16 protein-coding genes are annotated in these 15,333 nt (G+C 37.3%); 15 read left to right on the top strand and 1 reads right to left on the bottom strand.

What is annotated here, in order from left to right; translation table 11 throughout:
- The first annotated feature begins 21 nt into the window (after positions 1-21).
- From fmt to G558_RS0101040, 9 genes are all read left to right on the top strand, one after another.
- Positions 22-951: a methionyl-tRNA formyltransferase gene (gene fmt, locus G558_RS0101080; RefSeq protein ID WP_028828500.1), complete on the top strand. Its 930-nt coding sequence runs from the start codon at positions 22-24 to the stop codon at positions 949-951.
- Between the two features lie 14 nt (positions 952-965).
- Positions 966-1,658 carry a zinc metallopeptidase gene (locus tag G558_RS0101075; RefSeq protein ID WP_028828499.1) on the top strand — a complete coding sequence of 231 codons (693 nt, stop codon included), beginning with the start codon at positions 966-968 and terminating at the stop codon, positions 1,656-1,658.
- A gap of 92 nt (positions 1,659-1,750) precedes the next feature.
- Entirely contained in the window at positions 1,751-3,037 is a 1,287-nt protein-coding gene (rsmB, locus tag G558_RS0101070) for a 16S rRNA (cytosine(967)-C(5))-methyltransferase RsmB (RefSeq protein WP_028828498.1), read from the top strand.
- 13 nt (positions 3,038-3,050) lie between these two features.
- A complete protein-coding gene (gene rlmN, locus G558_RS0101065; RefSeq protein WP_028828497.1) occupies positions 3,051-4,091 on the top strand; it encodes a 23S rRNA (adenine(2503)-C(2))-methyltransferase RlmN in 1,041 nt (346 codons plus the stop codon).
- Positions 4,092-4,113: 22 nt separating this feature from the next.
- Positions 4,114-4,881: a Stp1/IreP family PP2C-type Ser/Thr phosphatase gene (locus tag G558_RS0101060; RefSeq protein ID WP_028828496.1), complete on the top strand. Its 768-nt coding sequence runs from the start codon at positions 4,114-4,116 to the stop codon at positions 4,879-4,881.
- Positions 4,878-6,821, top strand: coding sequence for a Stk1 family PASTA domain-containing Ser/Thr kinase (pknB, locus tag G558_RS0101055; protein WP_028828495.1), 1,944 nt, complete (start codon positions 4,878-4,880; stop codon positions 6,819-6,821). Before G558_RS0101060 ends, pknB begins: the two co-directional genes overlap by 4 nt.
- A 28-nt stretch (positions 6,822-6,849) precedes the next feature.
- Entirely contained in the window at positions 6,850-7,734 is an 885-nt protein-coding gene (gene rsgA / locus G558_RS0101050) for a ribosome small subunit-dependent GTPase A (protein ID WP_028828494.1), read from the top strand.
- 1 nt (position 7,735) lies between these two features.
- Positions 7,736-8,404: a ribulose-phosphate 3-epimerase gene (gene rpe, locus G558_RS0101045; protein WP_028828493.1), complete on the top strand. Its 669-nt coding sequence runs from the start codon at positions 7,736-7,738 to the stop codon at positions 8,402-8,404.
- A complete protein-coding gene (locus tag G558_RS0101040) occupies positions 8,404-9,048 on the top strand; it encodes a thiamine diphosphokinase (RefSeq protein WP_028828492.1) in 645 nt (214 codons plus the stop codon). The genes rpe and G558_RS0101040 overlap by 1 nt, the downstream gene beginning before the upstream one ends.
- Positions 9,049-9,102: 54 nt before the next feature.
- Here the strand turns inward: G558_RS0101040 and rpmB are convergent, their stop codons facing one another.
- Positions 9,103-9,291: a 50S ribosomal protein L28 gene (gene rpmB / locus G558_RS0101035; protein WP_028828491.1), complete on the bottom strand. Its 189-nt coding sequence runs from the start codon at positions 9,289-9,291 to the stop codon at positions 9,103-9,105.
- Positions 9,292-9,539: 248 nt separating this feature from the next.
- On the opposite strand from rpmB, the gene G558_RS0101030 reads away from it, so the two are divergent.
- From G558_RS0101030 to G558_RS0101005, 6 genes are all read left to right on the top strand, one after another.
- The gene (locus G558_RS0101030; RefSeq protein ID WP_028828490.1) at positions 9,540-9,890 is read left to right on the top strand and encodes an Asp23/Gls24 family envelope stress response protein; all 351 of its coding nucleotides are present in this window, start codon (positions 9,540-9,542) and stop codon (positions 9,888-9,890) included.
- A 13-nt stretch (positions 9,891-9,903) separates the two neighbouring features.
- Complete coding sequence (locus tag G558_RS0101025) at positions 9,904-11,505, top strand: DAK2 domain-containing protein (protein ID WP_028828489.1); 1,602 nt, start codon at positions 9,904-9,906, stop codon at positions 11,503-11,505.
- Positions 11,506-11,669: 164 nt separating this feature from the next.
- Positions 11,670-12,098: a 30S ribosomal protein S12 gene (gene rpsL / locus G558_RS0101020; RefSeq protein ID WP_028828488.1), complete on the top strand. Its 429-nt coding sequence runs from the start codon at positions 11,670-11,672 to the stop codon at positions 12,096-12,098.
- A gap of 113 nt (positions 12,099-12,211) precedes the next feature.
- Positions 12,212-12,682: a 30S ribosomal protein S7 gene (gene rpsG, locus G558_RS0101015; protein ID WP_028828487.1), complete on the top strand. Its 471-nt coding sequence runs from the start codon at positions 12,212-12,214 to the stop codon at positions 12,680-12,682.
- Between the two features lie 63 nt (positions 12,683-12,745).
- Positions 12,746-14,821: an elongation factor G gene (fusA, locus tag G558_RS0101010; protein WP_028828486.1), complete on the top strand. Its 2,076-nt coding sequence runs from the start codon at positions 12,746-12,748 to the stop codon at positions 14,819-14,821.
- Between the two features lie 93 nt (positions 14,822-14,914).
- On the top strand, positions 14,915-15,333 hold a 419-nt coding region (locus G558_RS0101005; RefSeq protein ID WP_028828485.1), incomplete at its 3' end, for a GTP-binding protein.

The following is a 15,333-nucleotide window of genomic DNA, read 5'->3' as shown; positions in this document are numbered from 1 at the left end:
AAGAAAGGTAAGTTTATAAATATGAAGATAATATTTATGGGAACTCCTGAGTTTGCGGTTAATTCACTTGAAGTTCTCAAAGAAAGAGGAGACGAGGTATTACTTGTCATTTCTCAAAAAGACAAACCCAAGGGAAGAGGCAAAAAACTTCAACCTACACCAGTAAAAGAAAAAGCGCTGGAGTATGGTTTTGAAGTCTATCAGCCAGATCGGGTAAAAGAAAAACAATCCGTAGAACTTATAAAAAGTTTAAATCCGGATCTTATAGTCGTAACTGCTTTTGGTCAGATATTAACAAAAGAGATATTAGATATACCAAGACTGGGATGCATAAACGTACATGCATCCCTGCTTCCAAAATACAGGGGAGCGGCTCCAATAAATTTTGCTATAATAAATGGTGAAGAAAAGACAGGAATAACCACCATGTATATGGCAGAGGGTCTAGACACTGGAGATATCATACTTTCAGATGAGATAGACATAGAGCCTGAAGATACATCAGGGTCACTTCATGACAAGCTTGCAGATTTAAGCAAAAAAACTCTTTCAAGAACGCTTGAGTTGTTTGAAAAAGGGCAAGTGCCAAGAATCGCTCAAGATCATAGCAAATCATCTTACGCGCCTATGATGAATAAAGAACTGGGACATCTTGATTTCAGCCAAGATGCCAAAGCTGTTATAAACCTTGCAAGAGGGGTGGATCCCTGGCCATCAGCATATGCAAAACTAAATGATGAAACTGTAAAACTATTCGATTTAAAGCTTGGAAACCCTTCACTTAATAATAATTATGGAGAAATAATAGACGTAAAAAGCGACTGCATTGAGATAAGGGCAAAAGAAAGCAGTGTGCTGGTATATGAGGTTCAATTTCCAAACAAGAAAAGAATGCCTGTAAAAGAATATCTTAAAGGAAATGATATAAAGCGAGGAGACTTGTTTGTATAACAGGAGGAAAAAATATGTACCCATTATACTTCGACAACACAATGATAATACTGATTCCCGCAATGATACTGACTATGTATGCTCAGGGGAAAATAAACAGCGCCTACAGTAAGTTTTCTAGAATACGGACTACAAGGGGCTATACAGGCATGCAGACAGCCAGAGAGATACTTGATAAAAATGGCCTGAACAATGTACAAATTGAGCTGGTTGCTGGAAAACTCAGCGATCACTATGACCCGAGAACAAAAGTACTGAGACTTTCAAATGATGTATATTACGGAAACACAATAGCTGCCAATTCAATAGCGGCGCATGAGGTAGGGCACGCCTTACAGCATGCAAATGCGTATGTACCCTTGAAAGTAAGGAACAGTTTGGTTCCAGTAGTCAACCTTGCATCAAATCTGGCATGGGTATTTATAGCAGCCGGAATGTTTATTGCAGCAATGCCTGCCCTATTCAATATAGGCGTGATAATGTTCTCGGCCAGTGTCTTATTTCAGTTGATAACGCTTCCCGTAGAGCTCAACGCCAGCAGTAAAGCTATAAAATTACTGGCAGAGATGGGAATACTAAGCCCCTCTGAGATACCCCAGGGCAGAAGAATGCTAAATGCAGCAGCTCTGACATATATTGCAGCAGCGGCAGCAGCAATATCACAGCTTATGAGATTGATTGCTATAAGGGACAGGAACAGAAGATAAGAAAAACTAAGGACGCAAACTGCGTCCTTTTTGAAGGTGATACACAAACAAATTATAAAGTAACTTATATAAATTATAATGAAAGAGGAATTATGAAAAATCCAAGAGAATTGGGATATGAAGCCATATATAATGTGATTAATCAAGGTGGATATTCAAACATAACTATAAATAAAATACTGAGAAAAAATGAACTCGATAATATAAACAGAGGTTTTTTTACAGAACTAGTATATGGTACAATAGAAAACAAGCTTTATCTGGACTACGTTATACAAAAATTCAGTAAGCAAAAAATATCAGACATTTCAAGAGAAGTACTTGTAATACTTGAAATGGGCCTCTATCAGATAAGAGAAATGAACTCAGTGACTGATTTTGCAGCGGTAGATGAATCTGTAAAACTATGTAAAAAAGTATTCCCAAGAGGAAGCGGATTTGTAAATGCCGTTTTGAGAAATGTACTAAGAGACCCTGGTGCATTTGATATAGACATAAAAAACACTTCGGAAAGAGTATCAGTAGAATATTCAGTATCCCCAGATATAGTGGACCTGCTTATGAAGCAGTATGATCTGGAAGGAACTGAAGATATAATGTATGGTTTTTCAATAAAACCCAAACTTTATATAAGAGCCAACTCTTTGAGAACAAGTCCTCAAAAGCTTGCAGAGCTTTTAAAAGAAGAAGGCGCAGATGCTCAGCTGGTGGAAGAAGTAAAAGGCGCGCTTGTAGTAAAGAATCTTAAAAATATAGAAAATAGCAAAAGCTACAAAGACGGACTTTTCAGTGTACAAGATATAAGCTCCATGAGATGCGTAAAAGAACTTGATCCAGCTGCTGGAGAATATATACTAGACATTTGTGCATGTCCAGGAGGCAAGACTGGTTACATTGCAGAGCTTATGAATAATGAAGGCAGAATAGACGCAATGGATATATCACAGAACAAACTGGAACTGGTAACTAATACTTGCAAGAGACTTGGAGTTAAAATAGTAAACACCAGCCAAAATGACGCAACTATATACAATCCGGATATGGCTGGGAAATACGACAGAGTGCTTGTAGATGCCCCTTGTTCAGGGATTGGAATAATAAGAAGAAAACCAGAAATCAGGTATAAGACAATAAAAGATATAAGCTCTATCTATAACATACAAAGAAAAATAATTCAAAATGCTTCCAAGTATATCAAGATTGGTGGCATAATGATATATAGTACATGCACAATTAATAAAGAAGAAAATCAGGATATAACCGATGATTTTCTGAAAAAGAATGGCAATTTTGAAAAGACCCAAGAAGATGTTATGATGCTTCCTTCAGACGGTGAAAGTGATGGATTTTATATATGCAAGCTGAAAAGAATCAGCTAATAAAAGGGAAAATATGAAAAAAGATATAAAGAGCCTTACAGGCCAAGAGTTAAAAGAGCTGATAGTATCCATAGGAGAGCCTAAATATCGCTCTGAGCAGATATATTCATTTATATCAAAAGGCATTGAAAGCATAGACCAAATACCTAATATACCCAAAAAACTAAAAGACAAGCTTTCAGAGGTGGCCTATATTTCAAAAGCAGGAATATATCAAAAACTGGAGTCCCAGGAAGATGAAACTAAAAAATATCTTATAGAACTTGATGATGGCAATATTGTAGAGACGGTGCTTATGAAATACAAGCACGGGCTTTCCCTGTGCATATCCACACAAGTAGGGTGCAGGATGGGATGCAAATTCTGCGCATCTACAATAGACGGCCTGGTAAGAAACCTGACAGCAGGAGAGATACTGGGACAGATAATAACTGCCCAAAAAGATGCCGGAGAGAGGATCTCCAATATAGTTATAATGGGTTCAGGAGAACCCTTTGATAACATGGAAAATCTGGAGAAGTTTTTTGTGCTGGTCCATGACGAAAAAGGACTCAACATTGGGTACAGACATATAACTGTATCCACATGCGGACTGGTTCCTCAGATACAAAGGCTGGCCGAACTTGAAATACCAGTAAACCTGGCCATATCTCTTCACCAGACTAGCCAGGACGCACGCGAGGAGATAATGCCTATAGGAAAAAGTTATAGTGTAGAAGAGCTGATACGCGCGGCAAAAGCCTATTCAGAAAAAACCAAAAGAAGAGTAACTTATGAATATGCACTTATAAGAGGCGTGAATGATAATCCACAAACAGCAATGCAACTTGCAAAACTCCTAAGAGGATCACTTTCTCATGTCAACATTATCCCTATAAATGAAATAAAAGAAAATGACTTCAAAAGGCCGGATATGAAAAAAGTAAAAGAGTTTCAGAATATATTGATTAAAAATAATATAGAAGCTACAGTAAGAAGAGAGCTGGGAAGAGATATTGCCGGAGCTTGCGGACAACTGAGAAGAAGTATAATCGACAATAAAACTGAAATATAGAGTTTATGGAGGGAATAATATCATGGAATATTATATTAAAAGTCATGTCGGTAAGGTAAGAGAAAATAATGAAGACTTTGTAGGCCAGTTTTCGCTTTGTGATGAGGCGCATATATTTATCGTATCAGATGGAATGGGTGGTCATAAAAATGGGGAAGTAGCAAGCAGGATAGCTACTACTGCCGTGATTTCTTCAATGGAAGAGAACAAAGATAAAATAAAAGAATACATTGCAGAAGAAAAACACCAGAAGATTGTAGATATGCTTACATTTTCAATAAAAAAAGCTAATCATTTGGTATTTGAAGAGAGCGAAAAAGAAGAGTATTACGGAATGGGAACTACTATGGTGGCTGCCGTTACGTCAAGAGATATGCTCATGGTTGCAAATGTAGGAGATAGCCGGTGTTATATAGTAAGGGAAAACCGGATAAAGCAACTTACAAAAGACAATTCATTTGTACAAGAGCTTATTGAATCAGGAGCAATTACAAAAGAAGAAGCGCTTACTCATCCCAAAAAAAATGTAATAACAAGGGCAATAGGAACAGACTGCGATATAAAAATCGACACATATGAATTTGAACTTAAAGAAAGAGATATTTTACTATTATGCTCAGATGGGCTTACAAACATGATAACAGACGAAGAGATACTAAAAGTCATATCTACAGATGCAAGTCTGAAACAGAAATCAAATGATCTCATAGACAAAGCACTTGAAAAAGGTGGGATTGATAACATTTCTTTGATATGCATAAAGTATGACAGTAAGGTGGGTATAAAATGATAAATAAACTGCTTGGAAACAGATATGAAATACTCGAAAAGATAGGCGAAGGCGGTATGGCTTATGTATACAAGGCCAAATGCAGGATACTTAACAGGATAGTAGCTATTAAAATGCTGAAGCCAGAATTTGGAAAAGACGAAGAATTTATAGAAAAATTTAAGAATGAAGCACAATCTGCTGCAAGTCTTAATCAGCAGAACATAATAAATATATTTGATGTAGGACAAGACGAAGATATATCATATATTGTTATGGAATTTGTAGACGGACAAAACCTAAAAGATGAGATACACAAAAAAGGCGCAATAGAGCAAGAAACTATGGTTTCAATATCCAGGCAGATAGCAATGGCCCTTGAAGAAGCGCACAGCAAAAAAATAGTCCACAGAGATATAAAATCTCAAAACATTATGCTTGCAAAGAACAATATGGTAAAAGTTGCTGATTTTGGTATAGCCAAGGCTGTAAGCAGTTCAACTATTACAGCTGTAGGTTCTATAATGGGATCAGTACATTATTTTTCACCAGAGCAGGCAAGAGGCGGATACGTTGACGAGCGCAGTGACGTATATTCACTGGGTATAGTGATGTATGAAATGATCACAGGAAAACTTCCCTTTGAAGGAGACTCCCCTGTAAACATAGCGCTCAAACACATACAAGAAGAGATTACTTTTTCAGATAATGACAATATTTCAGCAGAGATAAAAGATGTAATAAGAAAAGCTACGCAAAAAAGTGCAGACAGAAGATACAAAACAGTCAGCGACCTGATAAGAGATCTGGACTATATAAAAGAAAACAAGGCATTTGAGAATAATTTTTCAGATGAGACATATCATACACAAAAAATAGTACCAGATGATCAATATAAGATATTATTTACTGACGTAAGTGATAAAAATGAAATAAAAAAGTCTGAAGAAAGCAGTAAGGTTAAAAAATCTCAAAAAAAATCGGATATAAAATCTGAAAAAAAAGATAGTAAAAAGCTTATAATGACTGTAACTGGGGCACTGCTAGCAGCCCTGGTCTTTGTAGGGATAATATTCATGATAAATGGTGGATTTGGTCAGAATACAGATAAAGACAAAATTGAAACACCAGAATTTACAGGAAAAACATTCGAAGAAGCAAAAGAGAGTGCGCTGGAAAATGGGGTTGAGATAAGTATTGCAGGAGAAGAAGTCAATAACATATACGAACCAGGACTCATAGCAAAACAAGATCCTGAGGCTGGAACAAAAATTATGAAAGGCGAAACTATAGAAGTAATTATCTCGGCCCAGAGGAAAGAAGAAGTGGTGGTTCCCGAACTCACAGGTAAAAAAATAGAAGAAGCCTCCAAACTTATATCAGATGCTAAATTGGAAGAATCGGTAGAGTACAAATTTGACCAGGCTGAAGAAAATATTGTCATAGAACAGACCCCAAGAGCCGGAGACAAGATAGAAGCAGGGCAAACTGTAAAGATAACCGTGAGCATGGGAAAAGAAGAAAATAACATAGAACTGCCTACTGTGCTTGGTAAATCAGAGCAAGAGGCAAGAAACATACTGAAGAACTTTAATCTTAAAGTATCATACAGAGAAGACAAAGGCCAAAGCGAAGGCATAGTTCTTTCACAAAACCCAAGTCCGGGTCAGAAAATGTCTACAGGATCAGAAGTGGGTATAGTAGTCAATCGTTATGAAAAACCTAAAGAAGTAAGTTATGCAATGGTAATAACCCTTCCAAAAGATAAAGAAAACGTAAGAGTACAGATAAAAGATGTAACCAAAGACACCTTTATATATGACAAGACAGTAAAACCGATTGATCTGGGAGAAGTACTTGAGGTAGAAGTAAAGGGACTTCCTGGAGAATTAAGAGAATACTATGTATATTTAGATGGAGATTATAACAATTTATACGCAAATCCAAAAGTACAGTTTTAACAAAAGATTGTAATCACAAGGGGGAAATATGACAGGAATCATAGTGAAGGCAATATCTTCGTTTTATTATGTGGAAGTAGAAGATAAGGTTTATGAAACCAAAGTACGTGGAAACTGGAGACATAACAATGTCGAACTTGTAACAGGAGACAGAGTTGAGATAGAAGTGCTCGATGAAGAAAATAGAAAAGGTGTTATATTCAAAGGCCATGAAAGAGATAATCTTATGAAGAGGCCTCCGATTGCAAATATCACACAGGCCATACTTGTTTTCGCAGTAAAATCCCCAGATCCAAATCTGTCACTTATTGACAGATTTCTGATAACCGCAAAAAAAGAATCCGTAGAAATAATAATTTGTTTTAATAAGGTTGATTTGGATGACTCAAAACTCATCGATAGCCTTAAAGAAAACTACAAGGCTACAGGATACCCTATACTGGCGGTATCTGCAGAAACAGGATATAATGTAGATGAGTTAGAATCTTATCTTAAAAACAATATTACCATAGTAGCGGGACCTTCAGGTGCCGGCAAAAGCACACTTATAAACAGGCTTGTAGAAGATGCAAAACTAAAAACTGGAAAAGTCAGTGAAAAAATAGGAAGAGGAAGACACACCACAAGGTACACAGAACTGATAAAAGTAGATGAAAACTCGTTCATAGCAGATTCACCGGGCTTCAGCTCTATAGACTTGTCAGATATTGAAGAAAGAGACCTCAAAGAATATTTTATAGATTTCTATGAATATGATGTAGACTGCAGGTTTGGTTCCAAATGCATACATGAAAATGAGCCTGATTGCAGAGTTAAAAAAGCCGTAGAAGAAGGGCACATACCTGCAAGAAGGTATGAGAGCTATATTCAGCTTCTCAATGAAATAAGAGACAAAAACAAAAGGAGAAAATAATATGATAAAAATAGCGCCATCAATATTGTCGGCAGATTTTTCAATACTTGGAGAAGAAGTAGCCAAAGTAGAAGCAGCAGGGTGTGAATACCTTCATATAGATGTCATGGACGGATCATTTGTACCAAACATATCTTTTGGACCAGTAGTCATTAAGAGTATAAGAAAACACTCTAAAATGGTATTTGACTGCCATCTCATGGTAGATGAACCGGCAAGATACATCAAAGATTTTGCAGATGCTGGGGCAGACATAATAACAATTCATTACGAAGCGACAAACCACCTTCACAGAGCAGTTATGGCGGTAAAAGAGTGTGGCTGTAAAGTGGGCGTATCACTAAATCCAGCCACACCAATAAGCGTGCTCGAATACATCCTTGAAGACTTGGATATGGTACTCATTATGAGTGTTAACCCAGGATTTGGAGGACAGTCTTTTATACAGTCATCACTAAGAAAAATAAGAGATCTTAAGTCAATGATAATAGAAAAAAACCTGAGCGTAGATATACAAGTTGATGGGGGAGTAAGCGCCAAGACTATAGGAGATGTTGTAGAAGCGGGGGCAGACATACTTGTTGCCGGATCGGCTATATTTGGCAAAGGCAATATAAAAGAGGCAGTCCACCTGCTTAGGGAAAACGCAGAAAAAGAGATGATAGTTTAATGAAGGCGGCCATAATCTCAAACGGAGACATAGGCGAAATTGACAAAATAAAGGCTCAAATGTCTCAATATAAAATTATTGTTTGTGCAGATGGGGCCAGCAACAGGCTCCAGGGCGCAGGAATAATTCCAGATTATATTTTGGGGGACCTTGATTCTATAAATACAGAAACTCTCGAATATTTTAAAGAAAAACAAGTTCAGTTTATAAAATTTAATCCCGAAAAAGATTTCAGCGATACCCATATATGTATTGATTTTCTTATTGACAGAGGCTACAAAGAAATTGACCTCTACGGGGCACTCGGAGGAAGATGGGATCACAGTCTGGCTAATTTTGGGATGCTATATTATGCTTATGAAAAAGGCATTAGTTTAAAGCTTGTAGATCGTTATGACAGAGCCTTTGTATGTGGCAGGGGAGAGTGTATTTCTAAAAAAAGAGAAAATCAGCATTTTTCGATTTTTGCCGTATTTGAAGACGCTCAAGTGAGCCTTGAAGGAGTAAAGTATCCCCTGAAAGACTACAATCTCAAAAGAGGAGAAAGCATTGGCCTGTCAAACGAATATATAAAAGACTGTTATGTAGAAATAAAAAAAGGCTCCGCAATTATAATTGAGAGCCTCAGGGATCGAAAATATTAAAAATCAGTTAAAAATAATAAAAGCCTGGGGATTAATCCTCAAGCTTTTTTATTATTATGCTCGTGCAATTTTTCCAGAACGTAGACATCTTGTACAAACCTTAAGTTTCTTTGGCGTACTGTCAACAATAGCTCTAACTACTCTAAGGTTAGGCGTCCAAGTTCTTTTGTTATGACGATTTGAATGGCTGACATTATTTCCAGAAATTTTACCTTTTCCGCATACATCACAAACCTTTGCCATGCAAAACACCTCCTTCAAATCAATAATCGTGAATTTAACAAGTATTATATTATCATAGCTTTGAGTTAATTGCAACATAAAAGTTATCACAAAAAAAAATAAATAAATTTATATATTTGACAAGTAACACGCCCATAACAAAATATTTGTCATAAACCCATTATAGCATTAAATCGCTTGAATAAATACAAAAATTATTATACAATAAAGAAATAGTCAATTTACTAATAATAGAACAGGAGGCAAAAATGTTAAATATAGTAAATGAATATGGGACAATATCAATGGAAAAAGAAGTAATTTCCAAAATAGCAAGCCAGGCGGCGCTTGAGTGCTATGGCCTTGTTGGAATGGCCTCTAAAAATAAATACGGAATAGTAGAACTCTTATCCAGATCAAACGGCAGCAAAGGAATAGAAGTAGATATAGAAAATGAAGTTATAGAAATAGAAATATCAGTAATCGTACAGTATGGAACAAAAGTCTCTGTCGTTGCTGATAATATAATTGAAAGAGTAAAATACTACGTAGAAAATCAAACAGGACTCAAGGTATCGAAAATTGGAATAAACGTACAAGGCGTAAGAGTCCAAAAATAGCAGGAGGATGTAGATGGATAAGATTGACGGGAAGTTGTTAAGAGAAATGATAATTTCTGGAGCAAATAAACTTACAAATGATAAGGCTCTCATAGACAGATTGAATGTATTTCCGGTACCAGATGGGGATACAGGCACAAACATGTCTCTTACTATAGCTTCAGCAATATCAGAGCTTGAGAAACTGAAAGAAGACGATATAACACTTATAGGAAAAGCCATAGCCAAAGGTTCGCTCATGGGAGCCAGAGGAAATTCCGGAGTAATACTTTCTCAGATACTCAGAGGTTTTGCAAAAGGAGTAGAAGGCAAAAACTCACTTAGCATAAAAGATGTTGCTGTGGCCCTAAAAGAAGCATCAGATGTAGCCTACAAAGCAGTAATGAAACCAGTTGAAGGAACCATCCTTACTGTAATAAGAGAAACGGCAACATATGCTATGTCAATTAGAAAAGAAGATATGGCCATGGAAGAGTTTCTGAACAGAATTTTAGAAGAGGCTAAAAATTCACTCATAAGAACACCCGAGCTTCTTAAAGCCCTTAAAGATGCAAATGTTGTAGACTCAGGTGGAAAAGGACTTGTGTCATTCATGGAAGGCATGATGATGGGTTATTATGGTCAAATAGTTGAATCAAGACAGGCAGACAGCATTGACTATGAAGAATTTATACAAAGTGACATCCATATATTTGAAGGCGAAATTGAATTTGGTTACTGTACAGAATTTATGGTAATGAATGCAGACATAGAACCTCAAGAGCTTAGATCCAGAATTGAAAGAGATGGAGACTCGATGGTTGTAGTAGGGGATGATGGCATAATAAAAATACACATTCATACAAACAATCCAGGAAAAGTACTCGAAGCAGCAGGTCAGCATGGTCAGCTTGACAAGATAAAAATTGAGAATATGAGGATTCAGCAAAAAAATCTGACTTCAGAAAAAAACAAGGCCCCCAAAGCATATGGAATAATATCAGTTTCCATGGGGAGCGGCATTGCTCATATAATGAAAGATTTTGGAGTTGACCAGATAATAGAAGGTGGTCAGACTATGAATCCAAGCACACAAGACTTCATAAAGGCTATCAACAGCATAAATTCAGACAATATAATAATACTTCCTAACAACTCAAATATAATACTTGCAGCAAACCAGGCCAAAGAGCTGAGTGAAAAAAATGTAGAAGTAATACCTACAAAAACAGTTCCTCAGGCTATATCGGCACTCATGGTATTTGAGCCTTCAGAAGAATTTGAAACAAATACGCAAAATATGCAAGAAGCAACAAAGGCTGTAAAGTCAGGCCAGATAACATATGCGGTAAGAGATACAAACTCTGATGGCATTGACATACATGAGGGAGACATAATAGGCATAGGAGAAGGAAAAATTCTTACATGCACCAAAAGTGTTGACGAAGCGGTAGTGCAGCTTCTTGATAATATAGTAGACATGGATGACATAATAACGCTTTATTATGGTCAAGACGTAACCCAAGACCAGGCAGAAGCCCTGAAAGAAAGACTAGAAGAAATTTATGATGACATGGATGTAGAGGTACACAAAGGCGGACAGCCACTGTATTATTATATACTGTCAGTAGAATAAATTTACAAATGTAAACAAAAAAAAGTAGACAAACGCATCTTAAAGTGATAAAATCTATTAGTGTGTAAAAAAGCACATTGAGAATCGACTAATTATAGCCGAATCAATAGACAATGCAGTTGGCGGTGCAAAAAAACAAATTTATTAAAGAAGGAGGTGCCATAATGCCAACAATTAATCAGTTAGTAAGAAAAGGCAGAAAAGAAATAGCTGCGAAATCAACAGCTCCAGCTCTTCAAAAAGGGTATAACGCTCTTAAAAAGAAAAGTACTGATGCAAGTGCTCCACAAAAAAGAGGAGTATGTACTTCAGTAAAAACGGTTACACCTAAAAAGCCAAACTCGGCTCTTAGAAAAATCGCTAGGGTAAGACTTACAAATGGAATAGAGGTTTCAGCTTACATTCCAGGAGAAGGCCACAACCTGCAAGAGCATAGTGTTGTTCTTATAAGAGGAGGAAAGATCAAAGACCTTCCAGGAGTAAGATATCACATAGTAAGAGGATCTCTTGATACATCAGGTGTAGATAAGAGAAGACAATCAAGATCAAAGTACGGTGCGAAAGTACCAAAAGCTGCTGCTGCTAAGAAATAAGTCGTATTGTTTACGGTGCGTTTAATATATAGAGTTTTATATAGGCGCCCCGGCAAAGCAGATTTTGTCGAGTACCGATGATTTAACCATTAATCATTAAGGAGGGAAGCAAAGTGCCAAGAAAAGGTAATGTTCCAAAAAGAGAAGTACTTGCAGATCCAATATATGGAAGCAAGTCCGTTACAAAGCTTATCAACAAGATAATGCTTGGCGGAAAGAAGGGAACGGCTCAAGCAATAGTATATGGGGCGTTTGATGAAATTAAAGAGAAAACAGATGAAGATCCACTAGAAATATTCGAAAAGGCATTAAATAATATTATGCCAGTGCTTGAAGTTAAAGCAAGAAGAGTAGGTGGAGCAAACTATCAGGTTCCAATAGAAGTAAGACCTGAGAGAAGAGAAACACTAGGTCTTAGATGGTTAGTTAAATACACAAGACTTAGAAACGAAAAAGGTATGACACTAAAGTTAGCTAGAGAAATAATGGACGCAGCAAACGGAACTGGAGCATCATTCAAGAAAAAAGAAGATACTCACAAAATGGCAGACGCTAACAAAGCATTTGCACATTACCGTTACTAATTATTTCAAACTGATTCAGAATGTAACTATACTGAATTAAGTGTCAGAGAGGAGTCAAAATCAGTGGCAAGACAATTTTCACTGGCTAAAACCAGAAATATAGGAATCATGGCCCACATAGATGCGGGTAAGACGACTACAACAGAGCGAGTACTGTTTTACACAGGAAAGACTCACAAGCTAGGCGAAACTCACGAAGGTGCATCACAGATGGACTGGATGGAGCAGGAAAAAGAAAGAGGTATAACTATTACTTCTGCAGCAACTACTGCTGAGTGGAAAGAGCACAGAGTTAATATCATAGATACACCTGGACACGTTGACTTTACAGTAGAAGTTGAGAGATCTCTTAGAGTTCTTGACGGCGCTGTAGCTGTTTTCTGTGCAAAGGGTGGAGTAGAGCCTCAATCAGAAAATGTTTGGAGACAGGCAGACCATTACAAAGTGCCAAGAATAGCATTTGTAAACAAAATGGACATAATCGGAGCAGACTTCTTAAGAGTTGTTCAGATGATGAAAGACAGACTAGGCGCTAATGCCGTAGCTGTTCAGCTTCCAATCGGAGCAGAAGATGACTTTGAAGCAGTAATAGACCTTTTTGAAATGAAAGCATACTACAACATAGATGATCTTGGAAGAGAACAAGAAGCCAGAGAAATACCAGAAAACATGAAGGCTCTTGCAGAAGAGTGCAGAGAGACTATGGTAGAAAAAATTGCAGAGTTAGATGAAGATTTAACGATGAAATTCCTTGAAGGCGAAGAAATATCTATCGAAGAGTTGAAAATAGCTCTAAGAAAAGGTGTTATTGATGTTAAGATAAATCCAGTATTTTGTGGATCAGCATACAGAAATAAAGGTGTACCTCAACTTCTTGATGGAGTAGTTTCATTTATGCCATCTCCACTTGATGTAGAATCTATTACTGGTGTTCTTCTTGACGGAGAAACTGAAGAAGCAAGACATGCAGACGACTCAGAGCCGTTTTCAGCGCTTGCCTTTAAAATAATGGCAGACCCGTTTGTTGGAAAGCTTTCATTCTTCAGAGTTTACTCAGGAATATTAAAATCAGGTTCTTACGTTCTTAACTCAACAAAAAACAAGAAAGAAAGAATCGGACGTATACTTCAGATGCATGCAAACACAAGAGCTGAGCTTACAGAAGTTTATGCTGGAGATATAGCTGCTGCAGTAGGTCTTAAAGATACTACTACAGGAGACACACTTTGTGATCAGGATCATCCTATCATACTTGAGTCTATGGAATTCCCAGAGCCAGTTATACACGTTGCAATAGAGCCAAAAACAAAAGCAGCTCAGGAGAAAATGGGAGTAGGACTTCAGAAACTATCTGAAGAAGACCCTACTTTTACAGTGAGAACTGACCAGGAAACAGGGCAAACTATAATAGGTGGAATGGGTGAATTGCACCTTGAGGTAATAGTTGACCGTCTTCTAAGAGAATACAAAGTAGAAGCCAATGTTGGAGCGCCTCAGGTTGCTTACAGAGAGACTATAAAAAACCCAGTTAACATTGAATACAAATATGCCAAGCAATCAGGTGGTAGAGGACAATACGGTCACGTTAAGATCAGAATGATCCCTCAAACGCCAGGTGATGGTTATGAGTTTGTCAATGCTACAGTTGGTGGATCAGTACCAAAAGAGTATATCGGACCAGTTGACCAGGGAATCCAGGGAGCTATGGAATCTGGAATACTTGCAGGTTACCAGGTTGTTGACGTCAAAGTTGAGCTTTATGATGGATCATACCATGAGGTAGACTCATCAGAAATGGCCTTCAAAATGGCTGCTTCTATGGCCTTCAAAGAAGGTATGAGAAAAGCAACACCAATAATACTTGAGCCAATAGTTAAAGTAGAAGTTGTTACACCAGATGATTATATGGGAGACGTTATGGGAGACATTAACTCTCGTCGTGGAAGAATAGAAGGAATGGAAGCCAGACTAGGCGGAGCTCAGGCTGTAAACGCTATGGTACCACTTTCTGAAATGTTCGGATATTCTACAGACCTAAGATCATCAACTCAAGGTAGAGCAACATATACAATGATATTTGACCATTACGAAGAAGTTCCAGCATCTATCGCTAAGAAGATAATGGAAGAAGGCAAGTAAGAGTCAATATGGCTTTATAAACCTAAAACAATCCGGGAGGAGTCTTCTCTTCCCGGGTAAAATAATATTATATATTTCAGGAGGAATAAAACAATGGCTAAGGCTAAATTCGAAAGAAATAAACCACACGTTAACGTTGGAACAATAGGACACGTTGACCACGGTAAAACAACACTTACAGCAGCAATCACAAAAACACTTCATGAAAGATATGGTTTTGGATCAGCAGTAGACTTTGACAAAATAGATAAAGCACCAGAAGAAAGAGAAAGAGGAATCACAATATCAACTTCTCATGTTGAGTATGAGACTCCAAACAGACACTACGCACACGTTGACTGCCCAGGCCATGCTGACTACGTAAAGAACATGATCACAGGAGCAGCACAAATGGACGGAGCTATCCTTGTATGTTCAGCAGCAGACGGTCCAATGCCTCAAACTAGAGAGCATATCCTTCTTTCAAGACAGGTTGGAGTACCATACATCGTAGTATTCCTTAACAAATGTGA

The sequence above is a fragment of the Proteocatella sphenisci DSM 23131 genome (assembly GCF_000423525.1).
In the GTDB taxonomy this organism is placed as follows: Bacteria; Bacillota; Clostridia; order Peptostreptococcales; family Filifactoraceae; genus Proteocatella; species Proteocatella sphenisci.
The sequence above is the reverse complement of the archived record's forward strand: the minus strand, read 5'-3'. Positions and strand labels throughout refer to the sequence as shown.